The organism is Bradyrhizobium sp. CCBAU 45384 (assembly GCF_028128665.1).
GTDB classification, from domain to species: Bacteria; Pseudomonadota; Alphaproteobacteria; order Rhizobiales; family Xanthobacteraceae; genus Bradyrhizobium; species Bradyrhizobium manausense.
Map to the genome: position 1 here is coordinate 113629 of NZ_LBIZ01000107.1, position 26984 is coordinate 140612.

At 64.5% G+C, this 26984-nt stretch carries 24 protein-coding genes; 7 read left to right on the forward strand and 17 right to left on the reverse strand.

Annotation, left to right across the window (positions count from 1 at the left end; genetic code table 11):
- Positions 1-25: 25 nt before the first annotated feature.
- A complete protein-coding gene (locus XH80_RS18120; RefSeq protein ID WP_271599731.1) occupies positions 26-1180 on the reverse strand; it encodes a hypothetical protein in 1155 nt (384 codons plus the stop codon).
- A 44-nt stretch (positions 1181-1224) separates the two neighbouring features.
- Positions 1225-1716 carry an NUDIX domain-containing protein gene (locus tag XH80_RS18125; RefSeq protein WP_271599801.1) on the reverse strand — a complete coding sequence of 164 codons (492 nt, stop codon included), beginning with the start codon at positions 1714-1716 and terminating at the stop codon, positions 1225-1227.
- A 118-nt stretch (positions 1717-1834) separates the two neighbouring features.
- Here XH80_RS18125 and XH80_RS18130 point away from each other — a divergent pair, with 118 nt between their 5' ends.
- The gene (locus XH80_RS18130; protein ID WP_271599732.1) at positions 1835-2716 is read left to right on the forward strand and encodes a metallophosphoesterase family protein; all 882 of its coding nucleotides are present in this window, start codon (positions 1835-1837) and stop codon (positions 2714-2716) included.
- Between the two features lie 142 nt (positions 2717-2858).
- Here the strand turns inward: XH80_RS18130 and XH80_RS18135 are convergent, their stop codons facing one another.
- The 3 genes from XH80_RS18135 to XH80_RS18145 form a co-directional block, all read right to left on the reverse strand.
- Positions 2859-3413: a hypothetical protein gene (locus XH80_RS18135; protein ID WP_271599733.1), complete on the reverse strand. Its 555-nt coding sequence runs from the start codon at positions 3411-3413 to the stop codon at positions 2859-2861.
- A gap of 190 nt (positions 3414-3603) precedes the next feature.
- On the reverse strand, positions 3604-3813 hold the full coding sequence (locus tag XH80_RS18140; RefSeq protein ID WP_008137787.1) for a DUF4170 domain-containing protein: 210 nt from the start codon (positions 3811-3813) through the stop codon (positions 3604-3606).
- Positions 3814-3836: 23 nt separating this feature from the next.
- A complete protein-coding gene (locus XH80_RS18145; protein ID WP_271599734.1) occupies positions 3837-5471 on the reverse strand; it encodes an isocitrate lyase in 1635 nt (544 codons plus the stop codon).
- A gap of 234 nt (positions 5472-5705) precedes the next feature.
- On the opposite strand from XH80_RS18145, the gene XH80_RS18150 reads away from it, so the two are divergent.
- Positions 5706-7151, forward strand: coding sequence for a helix-turn-helix domain-containing protein (locus XH80_RS18150; protein ID WP_271599735.1), 1446 nt, complete (start codon positions 5706-5708; stop codon positions 7149-7151).
- Between the two features lie 127 nt (positions 7152-7278).
- Here the strand turns inward: XH80_RS18150 and XH80_RS18155 are convergent, their stop codons facing one another.
- Positions 7279-7572 (reverse strand): antibiotic biosynthesis monooxygenase, encoded by a 294-nt coding sequence (locus tag XH80_RS18155; protein WP_045005289.1) that lies wholly within the window; start codon positions 7570-7572, stop codon positions 7279-7281.
- Positions 7573-7799: 227 nt separating this feature from the next.
- Here XH80_RS18155 and XH80_RS18160 point away from each other — a divergent pair, with 227 nt between their 5' ends.
- Both XH80_RS18160 and XH80_RS18165 read left to right on the forward strand, forming a co-directional pair.
- Positions 7800-8675, forward strand: coding sequence for a hypothetical protein (locus XH80_RS18160; RefSeq protein ID WP_271599736.1), 876 nt, complete (start codon positions 7800-7802; stop codon positions 8673-8675).
- 103 nt (positions 8676-8778) lie between these two features.
- The gene (locus XH80_RS18165; RefSeq protein WP_271599737.1) at positions 8779-9147 is read left to right on the forward strand and encodes a hypothetical protein; all 369 of its coding nucleotides are present in this window, start codon (positions 8779-8781) and stop codon (positions 9145-9147) included.
- Positions 9148-9156: 9 nt separating this feature from the next.
- On the opposite strand, the gene XH80_RS18170 is transcribed toward XH80_RS18165, so the two are convergent.
- A complete protein-coding gene (locus tag XH80_RS18170) occupies positions 9157-9798 on the reverse strand; it encodes a tetratricopeptide repeat protein (RefSeq protein WP_271599738.1) in 642 nt (213 codons plus the stop codon).
- Positions 9799-10055: 257 nt separating this feature from the next.
- Positions 10056-10988 carry a zinc metalloprotease HtpX gene (gene htpX, locus XH80_RS18175; RefSeq protein WP_271599739.1) on the reverse strand — a complete coding sequence of 311 codons (933 nt, stop codon included), beginning with the start codon at positions 10986-10988 and terminating at the stop codon, positions 10056-10058.
- 308 nt (positions 10989-11296) lie between these two features.
- Between htpX and XH80_RS18180 the strand changes: the two genes are divergently transcribed.
- The 3 genes from XH80_RS18180 to XH80_RS18190 all read left to right on the forward strand — a co-directional run bounded on the left by XH80_RS18180 (position 11297) and on the right by XH80_RS18190 (position 14649).
- The gene (locus tag XH80_RS18180; RefSeq protein ID WP_271599740.1) at positions 11297-12598 is read left to right on the forward strand and encodes a lytic murein transglycosylase; all 1302 of its coding nucleotides are present in this window, start codon (positions 11297-11299) and stop codon (positions 12596-12598) included.
- 269 nt (positions 12599-12867) lie between these two features.
- Entirely contained in the window at positions 12868-13371 is a 504-nt protein-coding gene (locus XH80_RS18185; RefSeq protein WP_220003928.1) for a DUF1993 domain-containing protein, read from the forward strand.
- 177 nt (positions 13372-13548) lie between these two features.
- Complete coding sequence (locus tag XH80_RS18190; protein ID WP_220003929.1) at positions 13549-14649, forward strand: alkene reductase; 1101 nt, start codon at positions 13549-13551, stop codon at positions 14647-14649.
- A gap of 78 nt (positions 14650-14727) precedes the next feature.
- Here XH80_RS18190 and amaB read toward each other — a convergent pair whose 3' ends face one another.
- The 9 genes from amaB to XH80_RS18235 form a co-directional block, all read right to left on the reverse strand.
- Positions 14728-16293, reverse strand: coding sequence for an L-piperidine-6-carboxylate dehydrogenase (gene amaB, locus XH80_RS18195; protein WP_220003930.1), 1566 nt, complete (start codon positions 16291-16293; stop codon positions 14728-14730).
- 29 nt (positions 16294-16322) lie between these two features.
- Positions 16323-17480 (reverse strand): alpha-hydroxy acid oxidase, encoded by a 1158-nt coding sequence (locus XH80_RS18200; protein ID WP_271599741.1) that lies wholly within the window; start codon positions 17478-17480, stop codon positions 16323-16325.
- A 7-nt stretch (positions 17481-17487) separates the two neighbouring features.
- Positions 17488-18291 (reverse strand): IclR family transcriptional regulator, encoded by an 804-nt coding sequence (locus tag XH80_RS18205; RefSeq protein ID WP_271599742.1) that lies wholly within the window; start codon positions 18289-18291, stop codon positions 17488-17490.
- 87 nt (positions 18292-18378) lie between these two features.
- Positions 18379-19284, reverse strand: coding sequence for a 4-hydroxy-tetrahydrodipicolinate synthase (dapA, locus tag XH80_RS18210; RefSeq protein ID WP_271599743.1), 906 nt, complete (start codon positions 19282-19284; stop codon positions 18379-18381).
- A 33-nt stretch (positions 19285-19317) separates the two neighbouring features.
- Positions 19318-21084, reverse strand: a complete 1767-nt coding sequence (locus tag XH80_RS18215) for an ABC transporter permease subunit (protein ID WP_271599744.1) — start codon at positions 21082-21084, stop codon at positions 19318-19320.
- A 2-nt stretch (positions 21085-21086) separates the two neighbouring features.
- Entirely contained in the window at positions 21087-22175 is a 1089-nt protein-coding gene (locus XH80_RS18220) for an ABC transporter ATP-binding protein (RefSeq protein WP_220003933.1), read from the reverse strand.
- A 26-nt stretch (positions 22176-22201) separates the two neighbouring features.
- The gene (locus tag XH80_RS18225) at positions 22202-23281 is read right to left on the reverse strand and encodes an ABC transporter substrate-binding protein (RefSeq protein ID WP_271599745.1); all 1080 of its coding nucleotides are present in this window, start codon (positions 23279-23281) and stop codon (positions 22202-22204) included.
- A gap of 13 nt (positions 23282-23294) precedes the next feature.
- Complete coding sequence (locus XH80_RS18230; protein WP_271599746.1) at positions 23295-24761, reverse strand: FAD-binding oxidoreductase; 1467 nt, start codon at positions 24759-24761, stop codon at positions 23295-23297.
- A 373-nt stretch (positions 24762-25134) separates the two neighbouring features.
- Positions 25135-26931: an ABC transporter substrate-binding protein gene (locus tag XH80_RS18235; protein WP_220003936.1), complete on the reverse strand. Its 1797-nt coding sequence runs from the start codon at positions 26929-26931 to the stop codon at positions 25135-25137.
- Positions 26932-26984 lie beyond the last annotated feature (53 nt).

A 26984-nucleotide genomic window follows, 5' to 3' on the forward strand; every position in this document is an offset into this window, starting at 1 on the left:
TCCCTTTTCAGCGCCGGCTGGGGCGTCATCGCGGCAGCGGTCCAAGGCTCGCCGCTGCGCTCCGGACCGATGCGGCCATGGGCGCCGCGGCGGGCTCTAACACCTGCGCAAACGACAGCGTCCACAGCGACAGCATCGTGATCGGCACGACATAGTATGGTGTGAAGATCGGGTGGGTCATGAAAAATGCGAGATTGACGACGAGGTTGCCGGCAACGACGAACGCGGCCTGTCGCACATGTCGTTCACCGGCCCACAGCAGCCAAAGCGTCGCGCCGATCGCGAGCACGATCAGCACGATTTGCATGTCGCGCAGATACTGGACGAACACGGCAAGATCGAACGCCGGCGCAACCACGTCGGCGCTGCCATAGGTGGTCGCCAGCGCGCTGCCGGCGTTGATGGCCTGCGCGGCCAGCGTCGGCGCCATGCCGACGAGCACGCCTGCACCGAAGGCAAGTCCCTGCACGAAGATCGCGAGCGAGCGCGTCCACAGGAAGGGAATGCCGAGGAACAGGAAATAGCCTGCGGCGAGCAGCGCGTTCGGCAGCCTGAGATTGACGGAGGCGCCGAGCAGGAGCCCGATCAACGCGATCAGCAGCAGAACGCTGCGTTTGTCCCGGCTCAGCCACACCGCGGTCAGCAAACCTGCAACAGCGCACAGCGCCATGGTCGGCGCCACCGAATAGCTCGCCTTGGCGGGATTGATCATGAGACCGATCGCAAGCGCGCCGAACACGCCTGCGCCAATGAGCGATGGCAGGCTTCTCGCCATTGCAATAGCTGATAGCGCCAGCCCGCCAACAATCAGGTTCGCGGCAATGTAGAGCGGCACCACCTGGTGGCCTTCCGGAAACAGCGCCAGCAGGAAACCCGTGCCCGGCGGATATTGCAACACCACCTTGCCACCAGGCATCGGGTTGTGACAGGGCCAGCGGATCGGATCCTTCCATTCGGAAAACGCGATCTCCTTCAACTTGCCTTCGAAATAACGGTCGTCGTCCCCGACTGCGTTGGTATCGAGCCCACTGATGCCGAAGCGCTGGAACAGATGGGCCTGCCTGAGATAGCAGATGTCGTCATAGACCCCACGCGCCTCGCTCCATCGCGACATTCCCCAAATGTTGCTGGCGAGGATCGCAAGACAGATGAGGCCGAAGGCGAGTTTTGCTGATTTCATCAGGTTTCCGTGGCGCCGGTTCAGTTCACTAGCATAGCCGGCCATCAGCGCCACGTCGCCATCACGGGCTTACCATCGAGCACTTCGGCGATCCTTAAGCGAGTGCCTGGAGTCACCTCCTCCGGCAGCGCGGCGGCGTCGAAGAAGCCGCATTCGATGATCTCGCGGTTGGGCTCGGGTAGCCGGTCCTGGCGGAAATGCCTGACGACATAGACCGCGACATGGTCGCGGCGGGAGACGTGGCTGTTCAAAAAGATGCCATGCAGCACGGCCTCTCCGGTCAGGTCGATGTCGCCCTCCTCCTTGAGCTCGCGGCGCATTGCCTGTTCCATGGTCTCGCCAAAATCGACCCCGCCCCCCGGCAAATACCAGCCAGAGACATAGCTATGCTTGACCAGGAACACCTTGTTGTCGGCATCGAGCACCACGGCGCGAACGCCCAGCGTCATGCCGCGGACCACCAGGAAATAGGCATGGAAGAACCGCCGCAGCAGCGGCTCGAATTTCCGTCGGATCCGGCGCAGAGGCTCTCCCATCAGTCTTTCAGGCTTTCCTCTTTCAGGCTTGGCTCTTTCAGGCTTTCCTTGCACGTTGCCGGAGACCTTGCCATTACGGCATCGGAATAGCGAGGCCATCGCGCGGATGACATCTTTCATGGCACCCTTCACGCTTGCCCATCTGTCCGACCCGCATCTGCCGCCGCTGCCGAAGCCGCGGCTGACCGAGCTCGCCGGCAAGCGCGCGCTCGGCTATGTCAACTGGACACGCAACCGCCATAAATACCAGCGCCGCGAGGTGCTTGATGCGCTCGTCGCCGATGTGCGGGCGCAGGCGCCGGACCACATTGCCGTTACGGGGGATCTCGTCAATTTGGCGATGGAGGCGGAGTTCGCGCCGGCGCGCGCCTGGCTCGACGAAGTCGGTCCGCCTGACCGCGTTACCACGATCCCCGGCAATCACGACGCCTATGTCCGCGCGACCTGTCACCGCTTCGGCGAGACCTTTGCGCCCTATCTTGCAGATGACGACGGCCGCATCGGCTTTCCCGGCGTGCGCCGGCGCGGCCCGGTTGCGCTGATCAGTCTCTCCAGCGCGGTGCCGACGCTGCCCTTGATGGCGACGGGCACGCTCGGGCGCGATCAGCTCACTGACCTCGAACAGGTGCTCGAGCAGCTTGCGACCGAGGACGTCTTCCGCGTGCTGCTGGTGCATCATCCCCTGAAGTCCGACGCGCGCCAGAAGCGGCTGACGGATTCGGCCGGGCTGCTGGCGCTGCTGAAGCGCCGGGGTGTCGAGCTGGTCTTGCACGGGCACGACCACATTCATTCGACGATGTGGTTCGAAGGCCCCAACGGCAAGATTCCCGCGATCGGCGTGCCATCGGCTTCCGCGCTCGCGCATGGGCGTTATCCTGCGGCGGCCTACAATCTTTTTGCGATCGAGAAGGACAATGAAGGCTGGCGCTGCGAGCAGATCGTGCGGAGCATCGATCATGGCTTGCAGATCCGCGAGATCAAGCGCGCTCGGGTGATGTGATCCGATGCGGTCATTCCGGGGCATGCGAAGCATGAGCCCGCTTCGTAGGCCGGATGGAGCGCAGCGTAATCCGGGGCAGTGCATCCGCAGCGACAGGCTTCCCGGATTGCGCTTCGCTCCATCCGGGCTACGAGCAGCGTCCTCACCAGCTCCGCAGCGCTGCGAGCACGGCGACACCGAACAGCGCGGCGGCCCCGAGGATGAAGCCGAACAGGAACGGCCAGAGGCGCGAGCGGCGCGGCGGCTCCGCAACTTCCTCCTTGGGCTCTGGCGGCACCACCATCGCATGTTCGCGCTCGATCATGCGGCGGGCGACGTAGTCGGTCACGGCGTCCACGATCACGGCGGTGTCGTGCGATTCGGCGAGCACGATGCGGCCGAAGCGGGTGTCCTGGACGAAGCGGTACTGCCGCTTGTCGCGTCCCATCATGATATGGGCGACGACGTCGATCCAGAGTCTCGGCGTATCACCCTGGCTGATGCCGCGGTCGAACAGATCGATCCTGTCGGGCACCTGGGCGAACAGCGGATCGAGCGCGTCGTTGAGGATCTCGAGCCGGGCCACTTCGGCGTCCCTGAGATCGACGACCACCCCGGTCCGGTCGGCAGCCTCGATCCGTGCGCGGAGCAGCGCATCGCGCAGCCGCACCGGGCGCGGCTGGCCGGGATTGATACCGCTGGTCTCGGGCTCTGACATTGTCGTCCCTGTCCTCAACTCTACCCGTTAACCTATCAGCAACCAGACCCCCCGCAAAGGGCCCATTATTCCAGATACTTACGGTGCCCACAGGCCGCTGATATGTGCCAAAAACAGACGATCCCACCCGGCTTGCGCCGGATGGGACCCTCCGTCCTTGGACGTCTTCTTGAGACTTGTCAGCTGGCCGTCAGGCCGAGACCCGCGACGGCTCTTCCACGATCGAGAAGCGGACGCCGGCCTTGTGGCGGTTCTCTTCCGAAACCGAGCGCCAGGCGTCTTCGGCTTCCTTGCGGGTCTTGAACGGGCCCTGCACCTGGGCCGAGCCCTCGACCAGCTTGTGGAAGTTCATCGAGCCGAACTCGCCGCCGATCACCCAGAAATTGCTGCCTTTGGTCATTGTCAGTCTCCTGTCGAGGTGCGTTAGCCGAACTGGTTCATGGTGTTGTGGGCGCCGCCCGCCTTCAGGGCCGCTTCGCCCGCGAAGTATTCCTTGTGGTCGTCGCCGATATCGGAGCCGGCCATGTTCTGGTGCTTGGCGCAGGCGATGCCCTGACGGATCTCCTGGCGCTGCACGTTCTTGACGTAGCCGAGCATGCCCTGCTCGCCGAAATACTCGCGTGCGAGGTTGTCGGTGGACAGCGCGGCCGTGTGGTAGGTCGGCAGCGTGATCAGGTGGTGGAAGATGCCGGCGCGCTTGGCCGAATCCGCCTGGAAGGTGCGGATGCGCTCGTCGGCTTCGGCGGCCAGCGGCGTATCGTCATATTCCGGCTTCATCAGCTCGGCGCGGCTGTACTTGCTGACGTCCTTGCCGGCTTCCTTCCACGCGTCGTAGACCTGCTGACGGAAGTTGATGGTCCAGTTGAACGACGGCGAGTTGTTGTAGGCGAGCTTGGCGTTCGGGATGACCTTGCGGATGCGGTCGACCATCTTCGCGATCTGCTCGATATGCGGCTTCTCGGTCTCGATCCAGAGCAGGTCCGCCCCGTTCTGCAGCGAGGTGATGCTGTCGAGCACGCAGCGGTCCTCGCCCGTGCCGGGACGGAACTGGTAGAGGTTCGAGGGCAGCCGCTTCGGACGCATCAGCTTGCCGTTGCGGTTGATGATGACGTCGCCGTTCTTGGCGTTCTCCGCGGTGATTTCCTCGCAATCGAGGAAGCTGTTGTACTGGTCGCCGATGTCGCCCGGCTGGTGGCTGACCGCGATCTGCTGCGTCAGGCCGGCGCCGAGCGAGTCGGTGCGGGTGACGATGATGCCGTCTTCGACGCCGAGCTCGAGGAAAGCGTGGCGACAGGCGCGGATCTTGGCGATGAACACCTCGTGCGGCACGGTGACCTTGCCGTCCTGGTGACCGCACTGCTTCTCGTCCGAGACCTGGTTCTCGATCTGCAGCGCGCAGGCGCCCGCTTCGATCATCTTCTTGGCGAGCAAATAGGTCGCCTCGGCGTTGCCGAAGCCGGCGTCGATGTCGGCGATGATGGGGACGACATGGGTCTGGAAGGCGTCGATCTTCGCGATCAGCTCCTTCTCGCGCGCGGTGTCGCCTTCCTTGCGCGCCTTGTCGAGGCTGCGGAAGATATCGTTGAGCTCGCGGGCATCCGCCTGGCGAAGGAAGGTGTAGAGCTCCTCGATCAGCGCCGGCACCGAAGTCTTCTCGTGCATCGACTGGTCGGGCAGCGGGCCGAACTCGGAGCGCAGCGCCGCGATCATCCAGCCGGACAGGTACAGATATTTGCGATCGGTCCTGCCGCCGAAGTGCTTCTTGATCGAGATCAGCTTCTGCTGGGCGATGAAGCCGTGCCAGCAGCCCAGCGACTGGGTGTACTTGGTCGGATCGTTGTCATAGGCCGCCATGTCGGCCCGCATCAGCGCCGCGGTGTAGCGGGCGATGTCGAGGCCGGTCCTGAAACGGTTCTGCAGGCGCATGCGCGCGACAGCCTCAGCCGTCACCCCGTTCCAGGTCGGCTGGGTCTTGAGGAGCGCCTGGGCCGCCTCGATCTCGCTCTGATACGAGGCCGGGCCCTGAAGGGTGCTGATGCCGCGGGGCTGGTAGTTCATGTGCCTGATCCTTCTCGACGGATGACGAAGCGAAGCGCTGCGTCATCGACATTTTTGACAATGCATTGCGAAATGCGTGACACGAGATAAACGCGAGAAAGAGAAGTTCGTACAGAGGCCTTGTATTTGAATGGTGATGTCATGTAACATCAGAACATGTAATAGATGTTATTTTGTAAATTTTGTAAATTATAGGTCAGGAGGACTGACCTTGATTGGTCTGGAGGACTGAAAATGCCCGCCGAGTCAGGGAAAAAGCTGTTCGTCGGTCCGCGCTTCCGGCGGATCCGGCAGCAATTGGGGCTGTCGCAGACCCAGATCGCCGAGGGGCTCGGCATCTCGCCGAGCTATGTCAATCTGATCGAGCGGAACCAGCGCCCGGTGACGGCGCAGATCCTGCTGCGGCTGGCCGAGACCTATGACCTCGATCTGCGCGATCTCGCCACCGCCGATGAAGACCGCTTCTTCGCCGAGCTGAACGAGATCTTCTCCGATCCGCTGTTCCGCCAGATCGACGTGCCCAAGCAGGAGCTGCGCGACCTCGCCGAGCTCTGTCCCGGCGTCACCCATGCGCTGCAACGGCTCTACGCGGCCTATACCGAGGCGCGCCAGGGCGAGACGCTGGCGGCCGCGCAAATGGCCGACCGCGACGTCGGCACCCGCTATGAGGCCAATCCGGTCGAGCGCGTGCGCGAGCTGATCGAGGCCAACCGCAATTATTTCCCCGAGCTGGAGCAGGCGGCGGAGACGCTTCGCGATGAGCTGGACGTGCCGGCCGAAGGGCTTTACGCCGCGCTTGCCGCGCGGCTGCGCGAGAAGCATTCGATCCAGACCCGGATCATGCCTGTCGACGTGATGCGCGAGACGCTGCGGCGCTTCGACCGCCACCGCCGCCAGCTGCTGATCTCGGAGCTGGTCGATCCGCCCGGCCGCGCCTTCCAGCTCGCTTTCCAGCTGGGCTTAGGCGAATGCGCGCAAGCCCTGGAGACCATCATCGGCCGCGCCGGCCCGCTCGACGATGCGCCGCGGCGGCTGTTCCGCATCACGCTCGGCAATTACTTTGCCGCCGCGGTGATGATGCCCTACCCGGCCTTCCTCGCCGCCGCCGAGGCGCTGAACTACGACATCCACGTGCTGGCGCAGCGCTTCAATTCCGGCTTCGAGCAGGTCTGCCATCGCCTGACCACGCTGCAACGGCCGAATGCACGCGGCATTCCGTTCTTCCTCTTGCGCGTCGACAATGCCGGCAACGTCTCCAAGCGCTTTTCCTCCGGCACATTCCCGTTCTCGAAATTCGGCGGCACCTGTCCGCTGTGGAACGTGCACTCGACCTTCGACACGCCGGATCGCCTGCTCAAGCAGGTGATCGAGCTCTCCGACGGCACGCGCTATTTCTCGATCGCGCAGATGGTACGCCGTCCCATCGCGCCGCACCCGCTGCCGCAGCCGCGCTTCGCCATCGGCCTCGGTTGCGAGATTCGCCACGCCGCGCGCCTGACCTATGCCGCCGGCATGGACCTGGAGAAGACGGAAGGCACGCCGATCGGCGTCAACTGCCGGCTCTGCGAGCGCGAAAACTGCGCCCAGCGCGCCGAGCCGCCGATCACCCGCACGCTGATTTTGGATGAGACCACGCGGCGGGTGAGTTCGTTCGCGTTCTCGAATGCAAGGGAGTTGTGACCTCCCACCTCGGTCCTGCCCCGCGAACGCCGCGGCCTGTCGACTCTATCGCTGCTGTCACGGAATACTGGATCGCCCGATCAAGCCGGGCGATGACAGCGGAGAGTGTGGCGCGAGCCTCGCGCCCTCACGCCAGCGTATGCACGATCACCGGCCCCGCGGCGGCGCTGGCGTGACCGGCCAGCAGCGAGCCCAGATCCTTCTCGATCCAGGCGATGGCGCGCCTGTTCGCCTCTTCGGCCTGCTCGAACTTGTCGAAGATCGAGATCGCGGTCACCGTGTCGTCGCCGGCATAGACCACGTAATAGGCCCTGAAGCCGTCGACGTCGCTGATGATCGGAACGGCACCGTCCTTGATCCGGCGCGCCAGCTCCTCGGCGCTTCCGCTCTTCGCCTTGGCCTGACGGATGGCGGCATACATGGCATCCTCCCTTCCGGCTACTGATGTGGGGCTTGGGGCCCGTTCGCATGTTACGCCGAAGCGCGCGGCCGATCTACGGCTTGGTTAACCCGGCCCTAACTTGCGCCCGCGATCTGCAACCAGGGATTAAGCACGCCTCAACATCGCTGCCCTAGTCTCGCCCCACTCACTTTTCGCAAACAACGGCAGCCTATCCTGCCGCGTGAAGTGACATCAGGGGGTTCATCATGCGCATTGCGTTGCTGCTGACCGCGACCATTGTCGGCGCGCTCTTTGCCAATCCGTCCAACGCCGGCTCGCTCGACGTCGCGTCAGCCGCGCTGCCGCCGGGCTTCCAGAGCTACCGCGGCTACATGTTCGACGTGTCGGAGGCGTCCGATCGCAAGGACCTCGACAAGCTCACCGAGAATCTGAAGCAGCAGATCGACGTCGTCGAGGCCTCCGGCCTGTCGCCGCGCGTGATGCGTTTCTTCCACACCGTTCCGATCATCGCGAGCGAGCTGGCCTGCCTCGACGAAGGCGCCGCGACCGCCTGCTACGGCCGGGTCACGCCGGACATCCAGCGCACCACCCCTCGCACCCTGACGGTGTGGGACCATGACAAGCAGCGCTGGACCAATCCGAATGCCGTCGACCTCGCGGTCGATTCCGGCCTCGGCGTGATCATGATCCGGCCGGACATGATGCGTTACGAGAAGGAGGCCGTGCTGCTGCACGAAATGCTGCACGCCTATCACGCACGGCTCTTGCCGGACGGCTACGCCAACAAGGGCGTGATCAGCTATTACGCCTACGCCAAGTCCAAGGATCTCCTGCCCAAGGAGGCCTATGCGATGAAGAATCACATGGAATTCTTCGCGGTGACCGCGAGCATTTTCCTGGCGGGAAAGAGCGATTACCAGGATCCCAAGACCCGTGAGACGCTCAAGGAGAAGATGCCGGACTATTACAAATATCTGATCGGCGTGTTCGGCTTCGACCCGGACCCGGCAGCGGCCTCGAGCGGACCGGTCGCCTCGCTGAAGCGAGTTCGCACTGGCGCTGCGAGCGCCAACCTGATGCCAAAAAGCCGCGCGACATGCGCGGCTTTTTTCGTTTTGTAAGGCCGGAAGCTGCGGATGACGCACGGGCGGCAATTGCCAAGGCGGGGCCTGATCTGCATAGTCCCGCCGCATCGATTGGACTGTTTCGAAGAGGATAGAAGACATGGCGGACGCCGACCTGGATGTCGTGATCCGGCAACTGGCCAGACAGCTGCAGACGGGCCTGATGTCCCGCGCCAAGGAGCGGCGGGATCGCTTCAGCGGCCTCGCGGCCAAGGCCAAGAGCCAGGAGACCGGCGCCCGCTTCAAGATGATGGCCAAGGCCACCATGGAGCAGGCCACCGCCGCCGCGCGGCGCCTCCAGATGTCCGCCGACAACGTCGCCGACAGCTACGCCCGCGCGATGCGGCTCGCCGCCAGCACGCCCGTCGAGGTGAAGTCGGAAAAGCCGGCCAAGGACAAGCCAGCAAAGGACAAGCCCGCGAAGAAGGCCAAGAAGGCGAAGGCGGCAAAAGCCAAGAAGGCGAAGTAGCCGGCGCTTTCACCGTCGCGGTGTGGAGACCTTGGTCGGCTCGGAATTGGTGAGCTCGGCGAGCTTGGCGCGCGCGGCGTCATGGGCCCGGCTGTCCTTGCCGGAAGGTAGCGCAAGGGCGGCTTCGAAATCGGCGCGGGCCTCAATGGCCTGGCCGCGGGCGAGGAATGCGAGGCCACGGTCGATGCGGGCTTGCGCATCGCGGGGGTCGAGACGCACCGCCGTGCTGTAGCTGAGAATGGCGCGATCGAGATCGCCCTTGGCGATGAGCGCAAGGCCGCGCTCGCGATAGGGCGCCGCTGGCTTTGGATCAAGCGCGATCGCCTCGTCATAATCGGTGATCGCAAGCTCCGGCTCGCCGTTCTGCCGGTACGCCCGCGCGCGGTCGCGGTAGAGCGAGGCGCGGTTAGGATTGAGCTGGATAGCCTCATTGAAATCGGCGATCGCCCGGGCGTTGTCGCCGTGGCGGAGCGCGATCCGCCCGCGCCCTTCATAGGCGAAGGCGATCAGAGAGCCGCGCAACGGCGAAAAGCCAATCACGGCCGAGCAGATGTCGGGCTCGTCCTCGTCGCCGCAATTCACGACCGTATGCACGGACAGGCCGATGGCCAAGCCCAGCACGATCAACAATGGCACGGCAACTCTGGTCATCTTTGGCGGTGACCGACAGGCCGGTCACACATCCCCTTTCGAAGGAACACTCTGGGTGAGGTGTTAACACCCCCCGAGAGGGCCCTCTGTGCGCCAGATCACAATGGCAGCATAATGCGTGGCCGGGCCAGGCGGGGTCCTGCCCGCCTGCCGTTCCCTGGGCCAGATCGCGACAGGTGCCGGCAATGCGACGTTGCATCAGAAATTTCCCGCTCGAATTGCAGCGCGATCAGAATACGCCGGCGCTACGCGCAAGCTCATCCCCACGGCCCGCGCGAGGACGAGCGGCCCCAAGGGCCGTGCGGCGGATAGTTCTCGACGGCGCCGACCGAGGGCATCGCATGCGTGCCGAGCTCGGCCGCGAGCTGCCGGAGCGCCGCGATGCGGTTCTGCGTCGAGGGATGGGTGGCGAAAAGATTGTCGACGCCGTGGCCCGAGAGCGGATTGATGATGAACATATGCGCGGTCGCCGGATTGCGCTCGGCATCATAATTCGGCACCTGATGCGCGGCGCTCTCGATCTTGAGCAGCGCCGAGGCGAGCCACATCGGTTGCCCTGCGATCCGCGCGCCGAGATTGTCGGCGGCATATTCGCGGGTGCGGCTGATCGCCATCTGCACCAGCATGGCCCCGAGCGGCGCCAGGATCATCATCAGGATCGAACCGACGATGCCGGGACCGTTGTTGTCGCGATGGCCGCCGAAGAACATGCCGAACTGCGCCAGCATCGAGATCGCGCCCGCGATGGTCGCGGTGATCGTCATCAGCAGCGTGTCGTGGTTCTTGATGTGTGCGAGCTCGTGAGCGATCACGCCGGCAAGCTCCTCGCGGCTCAGCTGGTTCATCAGGCCGACGGTGACGGCCACGGCGGCGTTCTCGGGATTGCGTCCGGTCGCGAACGCATTGGGTTGCGCCTCGTCCATCAGGAACACGCGCGGCATCGGCAAGCCCGCACGGCCCGCCAGCTCGGCGACGAGCCCGACCAGCTCCGGCGCACTATGGCGGTCGACCTCATGGGCGCCGTACATCGAGAGCACCGCACGGTCGGAGTTCCAGTAGGTGAAGAGATTGGTCGCGGCCGCGATCACAAGCGCGATCATGGCGCCTGAGGCGCCGCCGATCAGATAGCCTACGCCCATGAACAGGGCGGTCAGGCCCGCGAGAAGCATCGCTGTACGCAGATAGTTCATGGCTCGTCTCCAGCGCCGGCGATGGCCGCCCAAGGCACTGCGGGCCGGCAGACATCAGGTAGGAACGCCCCCTGCTAAGGCGCAAGGTTTCAGGGTGCGTCGCGGAGCCGCGGCACTGGCTCAACCATGCATTGTCATTCCGGGGCGCCCGAAGGGCGAGCCCGGAATCCCGAGATTCTCAGGGGCGCAATCGCGCCCCGTAGTTCGATGCTGCGCATCGCCCCGGAATGACGAAGGGATGGTTTGCGGGCGATCATTCCATTAAACTTCGTCAAGAATCCAAGCGTCTCCCCCCTTTCGGAAACCTCATGCTCCTGACCCGATTTGCGATCGCGGCCGTTACCCTCGCCGTGTTCTCCCTTCCCGCCTCGGCCCAGCTCGTGCCACCGCCCGCAAAGCCTGCGGCGCCCAGGACGACGGCACCGTCGCCACGCGCCGCCTCGTGCCACAACGGAGCGAGCTTCGATCGCTTCCTCGCCGAGGTGAAACAGCAGGCGGTCGCGGCGGGCGTGTCGCAGCGGACGATATCGGAGGCGTCGCCCTACCTCGTCTACGACCAGGGCATCGTCAATCGCGACCGCGGCCAGCGCGTGTTCGGCCAGCTCTTCACCGAATTCGCCGGCCGCATGGCCGCGCCCTATCGCATGCAGAACGGCCAGCAGCACATCAGGCAGCACGCGGCAGCGTTTGCGCGCGCCGAGAAGGAGTACGGCGTGCCGCCGGCGGTGATCGCCGCGTTCTGGGGCCTGGAGAGCGACTTCGGCGCCAATATGGGCAATCTGCCGACGCTGAAATCGCTGGTGTCACTCGCCTATGACTGCCGGCGCTCGGAGATGTTCGTGAACGAGACCATCGCCGCGCTGAAGATCATCGATCGCGGCGATCTCACGCCCGACGAGATGATCGGCTCCTGGGCCGGCGAGCTCGGCCAGACGCAATTCCTGCCGACGCACTACGTCAACTACGCCGTTGACTATGACGGCGACGGACGGCGCGACCTCTTGCGCAGCGAGGCCGACGTGATCGGCTCGACCGCGAACTATATCGCCAACGGCTTGAAGTGGCGGCGCGGCGAGCCGTGGCTGGAAGAGATCAAGGTGCCGCAGAACCTGCCGTGGGATCAGACCGATCTCAGCGTGCAGCTGCCGCGCTCGAAATGGGCGCAGTTCGGCGTCACCTATCCCGACGGAAGGCCGCTGCCGAACGACAATCTTCCGGCCTCCGTGCTGCTGCCGATGGGACGCTTTGGTCCGGCCTTCATGGCCTACGCAAATTTCGCGGCCTATACCGAATGGAATAACTCGCTGATCTATTCGACCACCGCCGGCTATCTCGCCTCGCGCATCGCGGGTGCAGCGCCGATGCGCAAGCCGGCGACGCCGGTCGCACAATTGCCGTTCAACGAGCTCAAGCAATTGCAGCAGCTGCTGGTCCAGGCGGGCTTCAATGTCGGCAAGATCGACGGCGTTCTCGGCCAGCAGAGCCGCGCAGCCGTGAAGGCGATGCAGATCAAATACGGCCTGCCCGCCGATTCCTGGCCGACCGCGGAGCTGCTGGCCCGCATGCGCGGCGGCACGGCACAGGCGCAGCCCGCGAGCACGGTGCGGTAGCGGCCACATCTGCTGTCATGCCCGGCGAAAGCGGGGGATCCAGTACTCCGCAGCGTCTCGGCTCTATCACAGCCGCCGCGGCGTACTGGATCGCCCGGTCAAAGCCGGGCGATGACAGCGAGGGTGTGGCGCCGACGAGACCGAAGTTCGGGAGCCGTAGAATTTTCGCACCGCACAAGCGGTTTTCGCGATTGTATTATTCCATGAGGTTCCCATGTGAGTGGCTCAGGTTTTCCGCCTGAGATTCCCACCATTAAAGCGAGCATCACATGTCCTTCTATGACGCTGTCGTTCCCGCCTATTTGCAAATGCTGAACAGCTTGATCGGCCTGCTCACCAAGGCCGAGGCACATTGCGCGGCCAAGAAGATCGACCCGAGCGTCATGCTCGGCTCGCGCCTCTTCCCGGACATGCTGCCCCTGTCAAAGCAGATCCAGCTCGCCAGCGATTTTGCCGCCAAGGGCTGCGCCCGGCTGACCCATAGCGAGCTGCCCTCGATGCCCGACACGGAAAAAACCTTCGAGGAGCTGAAGCAGCGGCTCGCGAAGACGATCGACTATGTGAAATCGTTCAAGCCGGAGCAGTTCGAGGGCGCCGAGGCCAAGGACGTGACCTTCCCGGCGGGCCCCGACCGGACCATGACGCTCAAGGGCCAGCAGTTCTTCAGCGCCGTCTCGCTGCCGAACTTCTATTTCCACGCCACGACCGCTCACGGCATCATGCGCCACAACGGCGTCGAGATCGGTAAACGCGATTTCCTCGGCGCCAACTGATTGCTGGATCGACCACCGCGTAGCGGAATTCCGCTGCCGTGGCCGAAATTGCACACGAAATATGCTGCGCGGAGCCTGCCGCGCAGCTCGCCTGCACTTTCCGTATGGCTCGTCTCTTGCGCCCGATGTCGCAATGCACAAGTGTTCCAGACCCCTTAACCTCTGGAATCATCCTCAATGAGCCGTTCGACCAAATTGTTTGAGACCTACAAGCTCGGCCCGATCACGCTGGCCAACCGCCTCGTGATGGCGCCGCTGACGCGCAACCGGGCCGCGCCCGGCAGCTTCGTCCCTTCCCCGCTCGCCGCCGAGTATTACGGCCAACGCGCTTCCGCAGGCCTGCTGATCACCGAAGCGAGCCAGGTCTCGCAGCAGGGCCAGGGCTATCAGGACACCCCCGGCATCTACTCGAAGGACCAGGTCGCCGGCTGGCGCAAGGTCACCGACAAGGTGCATGAGCGCGGCGGCAAGATCTTCATCCAGCTCTGGCATGTCGGCCGCATCTCGCATGTCGATCTCCAAGCCGGTGGCGTAGCGCCGGTGGCGCCGAGCGCGATCCGCGCCAAGGGCAAGACCTTTGTGAACGGCACCTTCGCCGACGTCTCCGAGCCCCGCGCGCTCGAACTCTCCGAAATTCCAGGCATTATCGACGATTTCAAGCGCGCTGCGAAGAACGCGCTGGAGGCCGGTTTCGACGGCGTCGAGATTCACGGCGCCAACGGCTATCTGCTCGAGCAGTTCGCCAAGGACGGCGCCAACAAGCGTACCGATGCCTATGGCGGCTCAATCGAGAACCGTGCCAGGCTGATGCTTGAGGTCTCCAAGGCCGTCGCGGCCGAGGCCGGCGCCGACCGCACCGGCATCCGCATCTCGCCGGTGACGCCCGCCAACGACATCTCGGATTCCAACCCGCAGGCGCTGTATGACCATATCGTCGACGGACTCAGCGCCTTGAAGCTCGTCTATCTCCACGTCGTGGAAGGTGCCACCGGCGGTCCGCGCGACGTCGCCCCGTTCGACTATGCAAGCATCCGCAAGCGCTTCGCCGGTGCCTATGTCGCCAACAACGGCTACGATTTCGATCTCGCCACCAAGGTTCTGGACGCGAACGCGGCCGATCTCATCGCCTTCGGCAAGCCCTTCATCTCCAACCCCGACCTGGTCGAGCGGCTGAAGCAGGGCGCAGCGCTGAACGATTGGGACAAGAACACCTTCTATGGCGGCGGCGCCAAGGGCTACACGGACTATCCGACGCTGGCGGCCGAGCCGGCGGAGTAGGTTCCCACGCGAACGCTGTCATGCCCCGCCTGGTGCGCAATTGCGCACGGGGATGGGGCATGACAGTACGCCGCGTCCTCACACCACGTCGAACTTGACGCCTTGAGCCAGCGGGAGCGTGCGGCCGTAATTGATGGTGTTGGTCGCCCGCCGCATATAGGTCTTCCAGGCGTCGGATCCGGACTCGCGTCCGCCGCCGGTCTCCTTCTCGCCGCCGAAGGCGCCTCCGATCTCCGCGCCGGATGGGCCGATATTGACGTTGGCAATGCCGCAATCAGAGCCACGCGCCGACAAGAATGTTTCCGCTTCGCGCAGATCATTGGTGAAGATGGACGACGACAGCCCCTGCGGAACGGCGTTATGCAATTCGAGCACGGCATCGAAATCGCGATATTTCATCACGTAGAGGATCGGCGCAAAGGTCTCGTGCTTCACCGGTCCGGTCTGCGTCGCGATCTCGACCAGCGCCGGGCGGACATAGTAAGCGTCGGCCGCCCCTTCGATGGCGATGCGCTCGCCACCTTGGACTTGACCTCCGGCAGCGCTCGCAGCCTCGAGCGCACTCTGCATCGCGCGATAGGCCGCGCCGTCGATCAGCGGACCGACCAGGTTACCGCCTTGCAGCGGAGAGCCGACGGTGACGGACGCATAGGCCTGCTTCAGGCGCGGCACAAAGCTGTCATAGATGCTCTCGTGGACGAACAGGCGGCGCAACGTCGTGCAGCGCTGTCCCGCCGTTCCCATCGCGGCAAAGGCAACGCCGCGCAGCGTGAGATCGAGGTCGGCCGTCGGCGCGACGATCGCGGCGTTGTTGCCGCCGAGCTCGAGCAGCGCCCGGGCGAACCGACTGGCGAGCCGCGGACCGACCGCGCGTCCCATCGCCGTGGACCCGGTCGCCGAGACCAGAGGCACCTTCGCATGGTCGACGAGCACCTCGCCGATCTCGCGGCCGCCAAACAGCACTGCCGCAAGCCCCTGCGGCGCATCCCCGCCAGCTTCGTTGAAGCGTTTGACCGCACGCCCAAACAGGGCGTGTGTCGCAAGCGCGGTGAGCGGTGTTTTCTCGGACGGCTTCCAGACGAGGCTGTTGCCGCACACCAGCGCCAGGGCTGCGTTCCAGGCCCACACGGCGACCGGAAAATTGAACGCAGAGATGATGCCGGTGACGCCAAGCGGATGCCAGCTTTCCATCATGCGATGCTCGCCACGCTCGGTTGCGATCGTCAGGCCGTAGAGCTGCCGCGACAGGCCGACCGCGAAATCGCAGATGTCGATCATTTCCTGAACCTCGCCAAGACCCTCGGAGACGATCTTGCCGACCTCGATCGACACCAGCCGGCCCAAAGCCTCCTTGCTGGCGCGGAGCTCCTCGCCGAACAGCCGCACGAGCTCCCCTCGCTTGGGTGGCGGCACCAGCCGCCAGCCGAGATACGCCGCGTGCGCCTGCTCGATCGCACCGGCAGCTTCGGCTGCGCCGATCTCCGCGACGCGGCCGATGATCCCGCCAGTGATCGGCGTACGAACGAGGATGCTGCCCTCCGTATAGTCGGAGCGCTTGACGCCGAGTTCGGCGAGAAGCCTGTCGACTTCGCCGGCAAGATCGGCATTGGCGGTATGCGTCTGCGGTGCTGATTTGACGGACATGGCGGCTTTCCAAAATGTTGGAGTTGATCTTAGTTCGGTTGCTCGCTCGCGCGCCCATTCCGCAAGGCCGGAACGCAATGCGCTCCCAGGAAAGCCATCGCGGTATCCATCTCGCGCAGGGCCATGCGCAGGACGGCTTCGGCGCCAGCCTCTCCCCCGGCCGCAAGTCCCCACAGCGGCAAGCGACCGAGAAGCACGGCTTCCGCGCCGAGCGCAAGATATTTGAGGACGTCGGTGCCGCGCCGGACGCCGCTGTCGGCCAGAATCGTCAGACGTCCCTTCACGGCAGCCACAATCGCCGGAATGCAGTCCGCGGGAGGCGGCAGACAATCGAGATTGCGCCCGCCATGAACCGAGACCACGATGCCGTCGGCACCGATCTCGACCGCCTTTTCAGCATCGTCCACCGCGAGCACGCCCTTGATGGTGAGTTTACCCGGCCAGATCTCGCGCAGCCAGCGCATATCGTCCCAGCTCAGGTGCGGTTCGATCCGGACCGACTCGGCGATGTCAGCGCGGGTGATGGCGGTGCGAAATGCATCCGGATAGTGGCCGTAGGTCGGAACACCCTCGCCCATGAGATAGCGCGCGAGAACCCCGAACAGCCAACCGGGATGCAGTGCCACGTCGATCATGCTGCGCAGCCGCGGCTTGAAGGGAATGCCAAAACCGTTGCGTTCATTATACTCCCGGTTCGGCGAGACCGGCGTATCGACGGTGACGAGCAGGTTGTCGCAGCCACAGGCACTCGCACGCTCCAGGAGCCGCGCGGTCAAGGCGCGATCGCGCCAGACATAGAGCTGGAACCAGAGCAGGGCATCCGGCGCGCCGCGCCGGATCGCCTCGACTGATGTCACCGATTGCGTCGAGATGCAGACGGGAATGCCGATGCGCGAGGCCGCGCGGGCAAGCTTCGTCTCCCCGTCATACGAAACAAGACCAGCGAGCGCCGTCGGCGCGACAATGAGGGGCGCAGCGATCCTCCGGCCCAACAAAACCGTGTGGAGATCGCTTCTGTCGCGCCCCGTCAGGACCGCGGGCAGCAAGGTAATGGCGTCGAGCGAGTCACGCAGGCGCGCCAGCGCGGTTTCGTCCTCGGAGCCGCGATCGATATACTCGAACAGCCCGCGCGGGAGAAATTGTCGCGCGCGGCTGCGATAGTCGCTGGCATTGAGCAGCATCGGCATCGGCGTTTCAGGCCGCGTAGCGTTTGAACTTGGACTTGGAGATCGAGGTTGCGGCGACGTGAACGTGCTGAACGAGCTCGGCCTCGACACGCTCCGTGGTCCAGCGCGTCGTGGGCACCGAGATGTTGACCGCAGCGATAGGCCGCCCGTGCTCGTCGATGATCGGCGCCGCAACGGAAATGTCGCCCATGACGCTTTGGTTGATCTGGATCGAATAGCCGCGTTTGGCGGCCAGGTGCACCTGCTCTGCGAGCTTGACAGGATCCGTAATTGTGTAAGGCGTGAGCGGCTCAAGCCGCGTACGCTTCAAGAGGTCCTGTTGCTCTGCTTCAGGAAGGGCCGCCAGGATGGCTATGCCGGAAGCCGTGAAGTAGGCCGGAAGCCGGCTTCCGATCACGAAATCGATATGGATCAGGTGCTGCCCGGGAAAGCGCGCCACGAACACGACCTCGTGGCCGTCGAGCTCATGCAGGTTGCAGGTCTCGCCAAGATTGCGGCTCATGTCGAGCAGATAGGGCGAGGCCTTGTCGACGAGTTCGTTGGCCTTGAGATAGCTATGGGAGAACTGCAGGACCTTCGAGGTGAGGCCATAGTTCCGCGTGCCCTCGATGCGCTTGAGATAGCCGAGGGTCTCAAGCGTGTAGACCAGGCGCTGGGTGGCGCTGCGGTCGAGATTGGCGGCGCGCGCGATGTCAGCAAGTGTCATGTAACGCTGCGGCCCGTCGAAGGCATGCAGGACCTGGAACGCCTTTTCGGTCGAGCCGACGAACAAGGACGAGCGCGGCTCGTCGGCCTTGTCCGTCGTCTTCACGCTGGTTTTCCCGCTCGCCTTGACGGCCTTTGCCTTTACAGGCCGGCCGCCGCTCGCGCGGCTGCTATGCGCCATGCTGCCACCCTCTCATGCGATACCCTCCGAGATCGCCAGCTGCCGGCCGAGCTCGGCGCGCAAGGAGGCGACCAGCGCCGGCGCCGGCTGCACCAGCGGCGCCAGCATGCGCGGCGCCTCGACGCCGACCATGTCCATCACCGCCTTCATCGGTCCCGGATTGGTCTCGGCGAACGCCATGTTCATCAGCGGGATCAGGCGGCGATGCAGGCTCAACGCCTCCCCCGTCTTGCCTGCCGTCGCCGTCTCGAAGATCTGACGCCAGGCGCGCGGCAACAGGCACGCGGTGACGATGATGCCGCCCTTCGCGCCCGCTGCGAGATGCAACGGAAACAGGCTGTCCTCGCCGCTCAGCACCGCAAAGCTCTCGTCGACGCCGGCCACGACCTGAAGGAAATGGTACATGTCGAGATTGCAGGCCTTCATGCCGATGATGTTGGGATGCCTGGAGAGCTCGTGCAGGATCTTGGGCTCGATCGCGATCCGGGTGCGATAGGGAATCTCGTAGATCAGGATAGGCACCGGCGAGGCATCGGCATAGCGCAGGAAATAGTCGCGAACGCCCGCCTGAGTCGGATTGGTATAATATGGCGTGAGAACCAGCAGGCCGTCCACGCCCTCGGCTGCGAATTCGCGGCCGGCCTGCAAGGCATCGTGGAAGCCGGTGTCGAGCACGCCGGCGATGACCGGGCCCTTGCCCGCCATCGCCTTCACCGACAGGCCAGCCATCTTGATCCGCTCGGATCTGGCCAGCGCGCCATATTCGCCCGTGCCGCCGAGCGGCACCACGCCGTCGATGCCCTGCTTGTTGAGCCAGGTGAACATGGAAGAGACCGCGCCGGCATCGATGGTGTCGTCGGCCTTGACCGGGGTCGGAATGGCCGGGAACAGGCCGCGGAGACTGATGGCAGTGAGCATCACTTTAGAACCTCTGGTTTGACGGCGGCGCTTCTATCTCGCGGCAGCGCGCCGGCGCAGGCGTTCGGCGACGAAGATGAGAAGCCCCATGAAAACGAACAGACAGGTCGAGACGGCGGCGATCACGGGCGAGACCTGAAGCGTCACCTCGTCCCAGAACTGTTTGGGCAGCGTCGCATTGAGGCCGCCGGTGGCAAACAGCGCGATGGTGAGCTCGTCGAACGAGGTCGCAAACGCAAACAGGAAGGACGACATCATGCCTGCAGCGAGGATCGGGAACGTGACGTAGCGCAGCGTCGCAAGCGGACGCGCCCCGAGGCTCTGCGCGGCCTGATCGAGCCGCGTGTCGTAATTGCGCAGCACCGCCATCATGGTGATGACCACGTAGGGCACCGCGACGACGGTGTGGCCGAGAACGAGACCGACGGCGCTGCCGACGAGGCCGATGCGCGCGAACACATAGAACAGGCCGACCGCGATGATCATCCGCGGCACCACGATCGGCGACAGGATGAAGGCGAGCCACGCCGCCTTGCCGCTGATGTCGCTGCGCACCAGCAGGAACGCGGCTGGCGTGCCGATCAGCATGGCGAGCAGCCCCGTGCCGATGCCGACCAGCAGCGAGCGCAGCATGGCCTGGGTCCAGACCGGCGAGCTCAATACCGTCTCGTACCAATGCAGGGTAAAGCCCTGTGGGGGCCAATTGAGGCCGCCATTGCCGAACGATAGCGGGATCATCAGAATCGTCGGCGCGCTGATGATGAGCAGCATGGTCCAGACGAAGGCCTGCAAGCCGAGGCCAGCCTTATCGGGGTGACGGTCGCGGCGGCGCGAGGACAGCAGCAGAATGATGCGGTCGGAAATCGCGCCGAGCAGCGTGAGCAGCGCATCGCCTGCCCGCACGACCGGGCCCGACAGGCGCGACGGCTTGGCATTGCGCGGCGCCGATGCGCCGGTCATGGTCGACAGGCCGAGCAGCCGGTCATAGGCGGCAAAGACGATGAGGACGACGACCAGCAGCAGCACCGAGATCGCACCGGCAAAGCCCCAGTTCATGGTCTGCTGCACCTGGTCGATGATGAGCTGCGTGATCATGGTTTCGCGGCGCCCGCCGAGCAGCGCAGGCACGATGAAGAAGCCGATCGCGGTGACGAACACCATGATCCCGGCAGCGGCCACGCCGGGCAGCGACAGCGGAAAATAGATCTTCCAGAACGCCATGCCCGGACGCGCCCCGAGCGTGGCGGCGGCGCGCGGCAGATTGCGGTCGATGTTCTCCATCACCGAAAGCATGGTCAGCACCGCGAGCGGCAGCAGCGCGTTGACCATGCCGACCAGGACGCTGCCGAAATTGTAGAGCAGGCTCGCAGGGCTCGAGATGATGCCGAGCGAGAGCAGGAGCTTGTTGATGACGCCGTTGCGGCCGAGCAGCACGATCCAGGCGAAGGCGCGAACCAGAAAGCTGGTCCAGAACGACAGCAGCACCCAGAACAGCAGCGTCGCCTTGCGCTCCTTGCCGACGACCGAGATCAGATAGGCGATCGGATAGCCGGTGACGACGCAGACCAGCGTCGTCACCAGCGAGATCTTCAGGGTGATCAGGAGAACGTCGAGATAGACCGACGAAGCAAACAGCTGGCGATATTGCGCGAGCGTGAAGCCATTGTCGCCATAGACGCTGAGCAGCAGCAGCTGGCCGACGGGATAGACCAGGAAAAGCACGAGCAGCAGCACCAGCGGCGCGCCCATCGCGGCCCGCGTCCAGGCCAGCCTCTGCGATAGCGCGCGCGTGGTGGCCAAGCTCAGATCCCCTTCCCCTCATGGATCGCGACGGCATCCGCCGCATGCCATCCGAGTGACAGGCGTTGGCCGATCTCGTAGGGCGGAGAGCCGCTGCGGGTCGGATGCGCGGCCACGAGCTGGGGCAGGCCCGCAGCCTCCGGCGCGATGTAGAGCCGCGTCAGACTGCCGCTGATCATCACGTCGGTGAGCCGGCCGGACAGCTGGCCACCCTCGCCCACCACGAGGTTCTGCGGGCGCACCATGACCTTGATAGGCTCGCCGGCGGCGAAACGCGAGCCATTGCCGACCGCACGCGAGGCCGCAAGCTGCTCGGCGAGGACGATGTCGAGTCCCTCGCCGTCGACGCCACGCACGGTGGCGCTGAGCAGGTTGGACTCGCCGAGGAAGTCGGCGACGAACAGCGAGCGCGGCCGGAAGTAAAGATCCTGCGGCGTACCGAGCTGCTCGATCGCACCCGCATTCATCAGGCAGATGCGATCCGACATGGTCATCGCCTCTTCCTGGTCGTGGGTGACATAGACGATCGTGGTGCCGAGCTCGCGATGGATGCGCTTGATCTCGAGCTGCATCTGGTCGCGCAGCTTCTTGTCGAGCGCCCCGAGCGGCTCGTCCATCAGGATGATCGCAGGGCGATAGACGATGCAGCGCGCCAGCGCGATACGCTGCTGCTGGCCGCCGGACAGCTCGCGCGGATAGCGCTTTGCGACGTGCGGCAGGCGTACCGTCTCCAGCGCCTCGCCAGCGCGCCGGCGTGCTTCCGCATCCGACACCTTTCGCATCTTCAGCGGAAACGCGATGTTGTCCTCGATCGTCATGTGAGGAAATAGAGCGTAGTTCTGGAACACGACGCCGATGTCGCGGTCATAGGCCGGGCTATGCGTGACGTCGGCATCGTCGATCAGGATCTGTCCCTCGTCGGGCTGGGCGAGCCCGGCGATCAGGCTGAGCAGCGTGGTCTTGCCTGATCCCGACGGGCCGAGCAGGGTGAGGAATTCACCCTTGGCGACGTCGAGGCTGGTCGGCGCCAGGGCCACGAAATCGCCGTAGCGCTTGCAGAGCTCACGAATGCACAGGCTCGACGAGATCACGGGCCGCTCCGATCCGTTTGACCCGATCAAGCCAGGATCCAGCTGTTGAAGCGCTCGATGACGGCGGCCTGGTTGTCGAGCCAGTACTTGGCGTTGATCTTCAGCCCGGCCTTGATGTTGTCAGGGTAGGTCGGGCAGTTCTTCGCGACCTCCGGCTTCACGTAGTTGAAAGCCTCCGGCTGCGTCAGGCCAGCCGGGAAATATTCGACCAGCGCCGCCTGCCGCTTCGGATCGGAGGCGAACTTGATGAAGTCGCGGCAGGCATCGGCATTGGGCGTGCCTGATAGAATCGACCAATTGTCGCCGCCCCAGATGCCCTGATTCCAGACGATCTCGACCGGCGCGCCGGCTGCTTGCGCGGCCTGGGGACGCGACACCCAGGTCGGCAGCAGATCGATCTCGCCCGAGGTCAGCATCTGCTCGACCTGCGCGCCGCTGGTCCACCACACCGCGACCTGCGACTTGATCTTGTCGAGCGAGGCAAAGGCCTTGTCGAGATCGCAGGGGTAGACCTGCGCAGTGGGCACGCCCGCCCCCATCAGCGCCTGCTCGATCGTGTCGAACGGATGCTTGCGCACCGCGCGGCGCCCCGGAAACTCCGCCACGTTCCAGAAATCAGCCCAGGACTGCGGCGCCTTGCGTCCTTTGAAGGCATCCGTGCGGTAGGCCAGCACGGTGGTGTAGACGTTGGTGGCGACGCCGTAGGGCGAAGCAAATTCAGCCGGGATCGACTTGACGACCGGCTCGGATTCGAGACCGTGCTTCTCCAGATATTGCTTGCCGCCGGTGGTCAGGATCTCAATCGCAGGCCAGGAGATCTTGGCCATGTCCCAGGTATAGTTCTTGGTGTCGACCATGGTCTTGATCTGCGCGACCGGCTCGGCATTGGCCTGCACGCCGACGACCTCGATGCCGGTCGCTTCGGTGAACGGACGGTAGAACACCGCACCGTAGGCCTTGGTGTAGATGCCGCCATCGTCGCGCACGACGATGCGCTTGCCAGCGGCGCGCGACGGCGACCAGACTGAGGGCGCGGCCAGCGCGACGGCTCCGGCGCCAAGCAGCAGACGACGGCGGGAAGTAATGAGCTTCGATGCGTTGGTCATGTCAGTCCCCTCTCTACGATGTTGCATTGGTCAGCGAAGTTGCGGCCACCTCGGTCGTCGATGACGGCGGCAGAACGCGGCCGGGATTGAACAGGCCCGACGGGTCGAACGCCTGTTTCACGGCGCGCATGAGAGCGAGCTCGACCGGCGGCTTGTAGCGGATCATCTCGCCGGTCAGCGTCCGCCCGACGCCATGCTCGGCGCTGAAGGTGCCACGCAAGGAACTGGCGACATCGTTCATGGCGCGGCGGATCCGCTGCGCAGTCTCGTCGCGGTTCGGCAGCGCGTCCCATTCGGCGAAGCTGAAGAAGGGGATGAGATGGATGTTGCCGTCGCCCATATGGCCGACGATGATGAACGGCAGATCCGGCACGATCGCGCGCACGGCTGCCATGGCCTGGTCGATGAAATCGGGCACGGTCGAGACCGGCACCGCGGTATCCGAGGTCAGGCCGACGCCCGCTTTCTTGTTGGCTTCCGACACGCTGTGACGTACCAGCCACATCGCCTTGCGCTGGGCCTCGCTGGTGGCGACCACGCCGTCGCGGACAAGCCCGGCCTCGAGCGCCTGCTCGAGCACCGTCTGCATCGTCGCCGCGAGCGCGGCGGCCTCGCCGGTGTCGGAGAGTTCGACAAGGACGTGCCAGGTGTCGATCTCCGCGACCGGGCAGCGCCGGCCCGGCACCTGCTCGAGCACGAGTTCGATCTGCTTCGCATTCATCAGCTCGAAGGCGGAAAGCCGCGAGTTGCACGACGCCTGGAACAGGCCGAGCACCTTGAGCGCGGCCTGCGGACTGTCGACCGCGAGCCAGGCGACCGACTCCGCGGTTGGCAGCGGATGCAGCTTCAGCACTGCGCCGGTGATGATGCCGAGCGTGCCTTCCGAGCCGATAAAGAGATGCTTGAGGTCGTAGCCGGTGTTGTTCTTGCGCAGCGCGTAAAGGCCGTCCCAGACCGAGCCATCCGGCAGCACGACTTCCAGCCCGAGCACGTTGTCACGCGTGTTGCCGTAGCGGAGCACGCCGGTGCCGCCGGCGTTGGTGCCGATATTGCCGCCGATCTGGCAGGAGCCTTCGGCGCCGAGGCTGACCGGATAAAGCCGACCAGCGGACGCGGCGACCTCCTGAACGGTCGCCAGCACGCAGCCGGCGTCGACCACCATGGTGTTGTTGACGGGATCCAGCGAGCGGATCCGGCGCATGCGCGTCAGCGCGACGATGACCGGTGGCTTGCCCTGCCCCGACGGCGTCGCGCCTCCGCACAGGCTGGTGTTGCCGCCCTGCGGCAGCACCGGCGTATCATGGGCGACGCAGAGACGGACGATGGCGGCGACCTGTTCGGTGGTCGACGGCAGCACCGCGCAGAGCGCCGGCGCCTGAAACCGGCCGCGCCAATCCTCGGTGACAGCGGCGAGATCCTCCTCCCGCGTCAGCACGGCCGTGTCGCCCAGCAACTGCCTGAACGCCTCGATCAAGGGCATCTACCGACCTCCGGGACGGGCCGGTGCCGGCCCAAACCGTTTGCGCATGTAATCGCAGTACGATTACTTCAATCGCATTATGCTGATCATGAATTCGATGGGACGGGGAGTCAAGCGGGGGGTATCGCTTCGAAGCCCTGCATTGCGGGATGTGCCCAAACCTCCGCTGTTGTTCCCCGCGAAAGCGGGGAATCCAGTACGCCGCAGCCTCTCCGTATCCCACGCCTGCCTCTGGAATACTGGATCGCCCGACCAAGTCGGGCGATGACACCGAGATTGCGGAAAGCACCAACAACAAAGTGGAAGCAGCAGAGCACCAAAACAAAAAGGCCGGGATTGCTCCCGGCCTTTCGTCGTCGTTGTGAGACGTTGCTTACTGCAGCGAGGCGCGCTTGGGCGGGCTGGCCGGCCACGACTTGATCAGCGTGTCGTAGTCAACCGTCTCGCCCTTCGGCTTCTCGTTGGCGAGCTTGCGCTGCGGCGCGATGGTGCCGTCCTTCTCGGCCTTGGCGAACCAGTACTCGGCCGACTCCTTCTTGTTCAGCTTCGGACCGCATTTGCCCTGCACGCCGGACTTCTCCAGACGCTCCATCACGGAGTCCTGGGCAGCGGCCAGCGCATCCATCGCGGCTTGCGGCGTCTTCGAACCCGACGACGCATCGCCGATGTTCTGCCACCACAGCTGCGCGAGCTTCGGATAGTCAGGCACGTTGTTGCCGGTCGGGGTCCACTGCACGCGCGCGGGCGAGCGGTAGAACTCGATCAGGCCGCCGAGCTTCGGCGCACGCTCCGTGAACGACTTGTCCCAGATGTCGGATTCACGGATGAAGGTGAGACCGACATGGCTCTTCTTCAGCGACACCGTCTTGGAGATGATGAACTGGAGATAGAGCCAGGCTGCCTTGCGGCGATCCGCCGGGGTCGACTTCAACAGCGTCACGGAGCCGGCGTCCTGGTAGCCGAGCTTCATGCCTTCCTTCCAGTAGGCGCCATGCGGCGACGGAGCCATACGCCACTTCGGCGTACCGTCCGCGTTCATCACGGCGATGCCCGGCTTCACCATGTCGGCGGTGAAGGCGGTGTACCAGAACATCTGCTGGGCGATGTTGCCCTGAGCCGGCACGGGGCCTGCTTCAGAGAAGGTCATGCCCTGCGCCTGCGGCGGCGCGTACTTCTTCAGCCACTCGAGGTACTTGGTGATCGAGTAGACTGCCGCAGGACCGTTGGTGTCGCCACCACGTTCGACTGAAGAGCCGACCGGGCGGCAGCCTTCCATGCGGATGCCCCACTCGTCGACCGGCAGGCCGTTCGGGATGCCCTTGTCACCGTTGCCGGCCATCGAGAGCCAGGCGTCGGTGAAACGCCACCCGAGCGACGGGTCCTTCTTGCCATAGTCCATATGGCCATAGACCTTGACGCCGTTGATCTCCTTGATGTCGTTGGTGAAGAACTCGGCGATGTCTTCATACGCCGACCAGTTCACGGGCACGCCGAGATCGTAGCCATACTTGGCCTTGAACTTGGCCTTGTAGTCCGGGTTGGTGAACCAGTCGTAGCGGAACCAGTAGAGGTTCGCGAACTGCTGGTCGGGAAGCTGATAGAGCTTGCCGTCCGGCGCGGTCGTGAACGACTTGCCGATGAAGTCGTTGACGTCGAGCATCGGATCCGTGACGTCCTTGCCCTCGCCGGTCATGTAGTCCGACAGAACGATGGTCTGGCCGTAGCGGAAATGCGTGCCGATCAGGTCCGAGTCGTTGATCCAGCCGTCGTACACGTTCTTGCCGGACTGCATCTGGGTCTGCAGTTTCTCGACGACGTCACCTTCCTGGATGATGTCGTGCTTGAGCTTGATGCCAGTGAGCTCGGTGAACGCCTTGGCCAGCGTCTGCGACTCATATTCGTGGGTCGTGATGGTTTCGGAGACGACGTTGATCTCCATGCCCTTGAAGGGCTCGGCCGCCTTGGCGAACCATTCCAGCTCCTTCTTCTGGTCGTCCTTCGACAGGGTCGAGGGCTGGAATTCCGCTATCCACTTCTGGATCGTGGCGTCGTCCGCGGCGCGGACCGGCGCCGAGGCAGCGAACGCGGTGGCGAGAATAGCCGCGGCGCTCGATACGGTTAGAAAGCTGATTTTGGTCAATGGACCTTTCCTTCTCCTAAACTGTCGCATGTTGTTCCTCCGTTGCAGCGACAAACTTTTATACAGGCCCGGGTTGCCTCCCG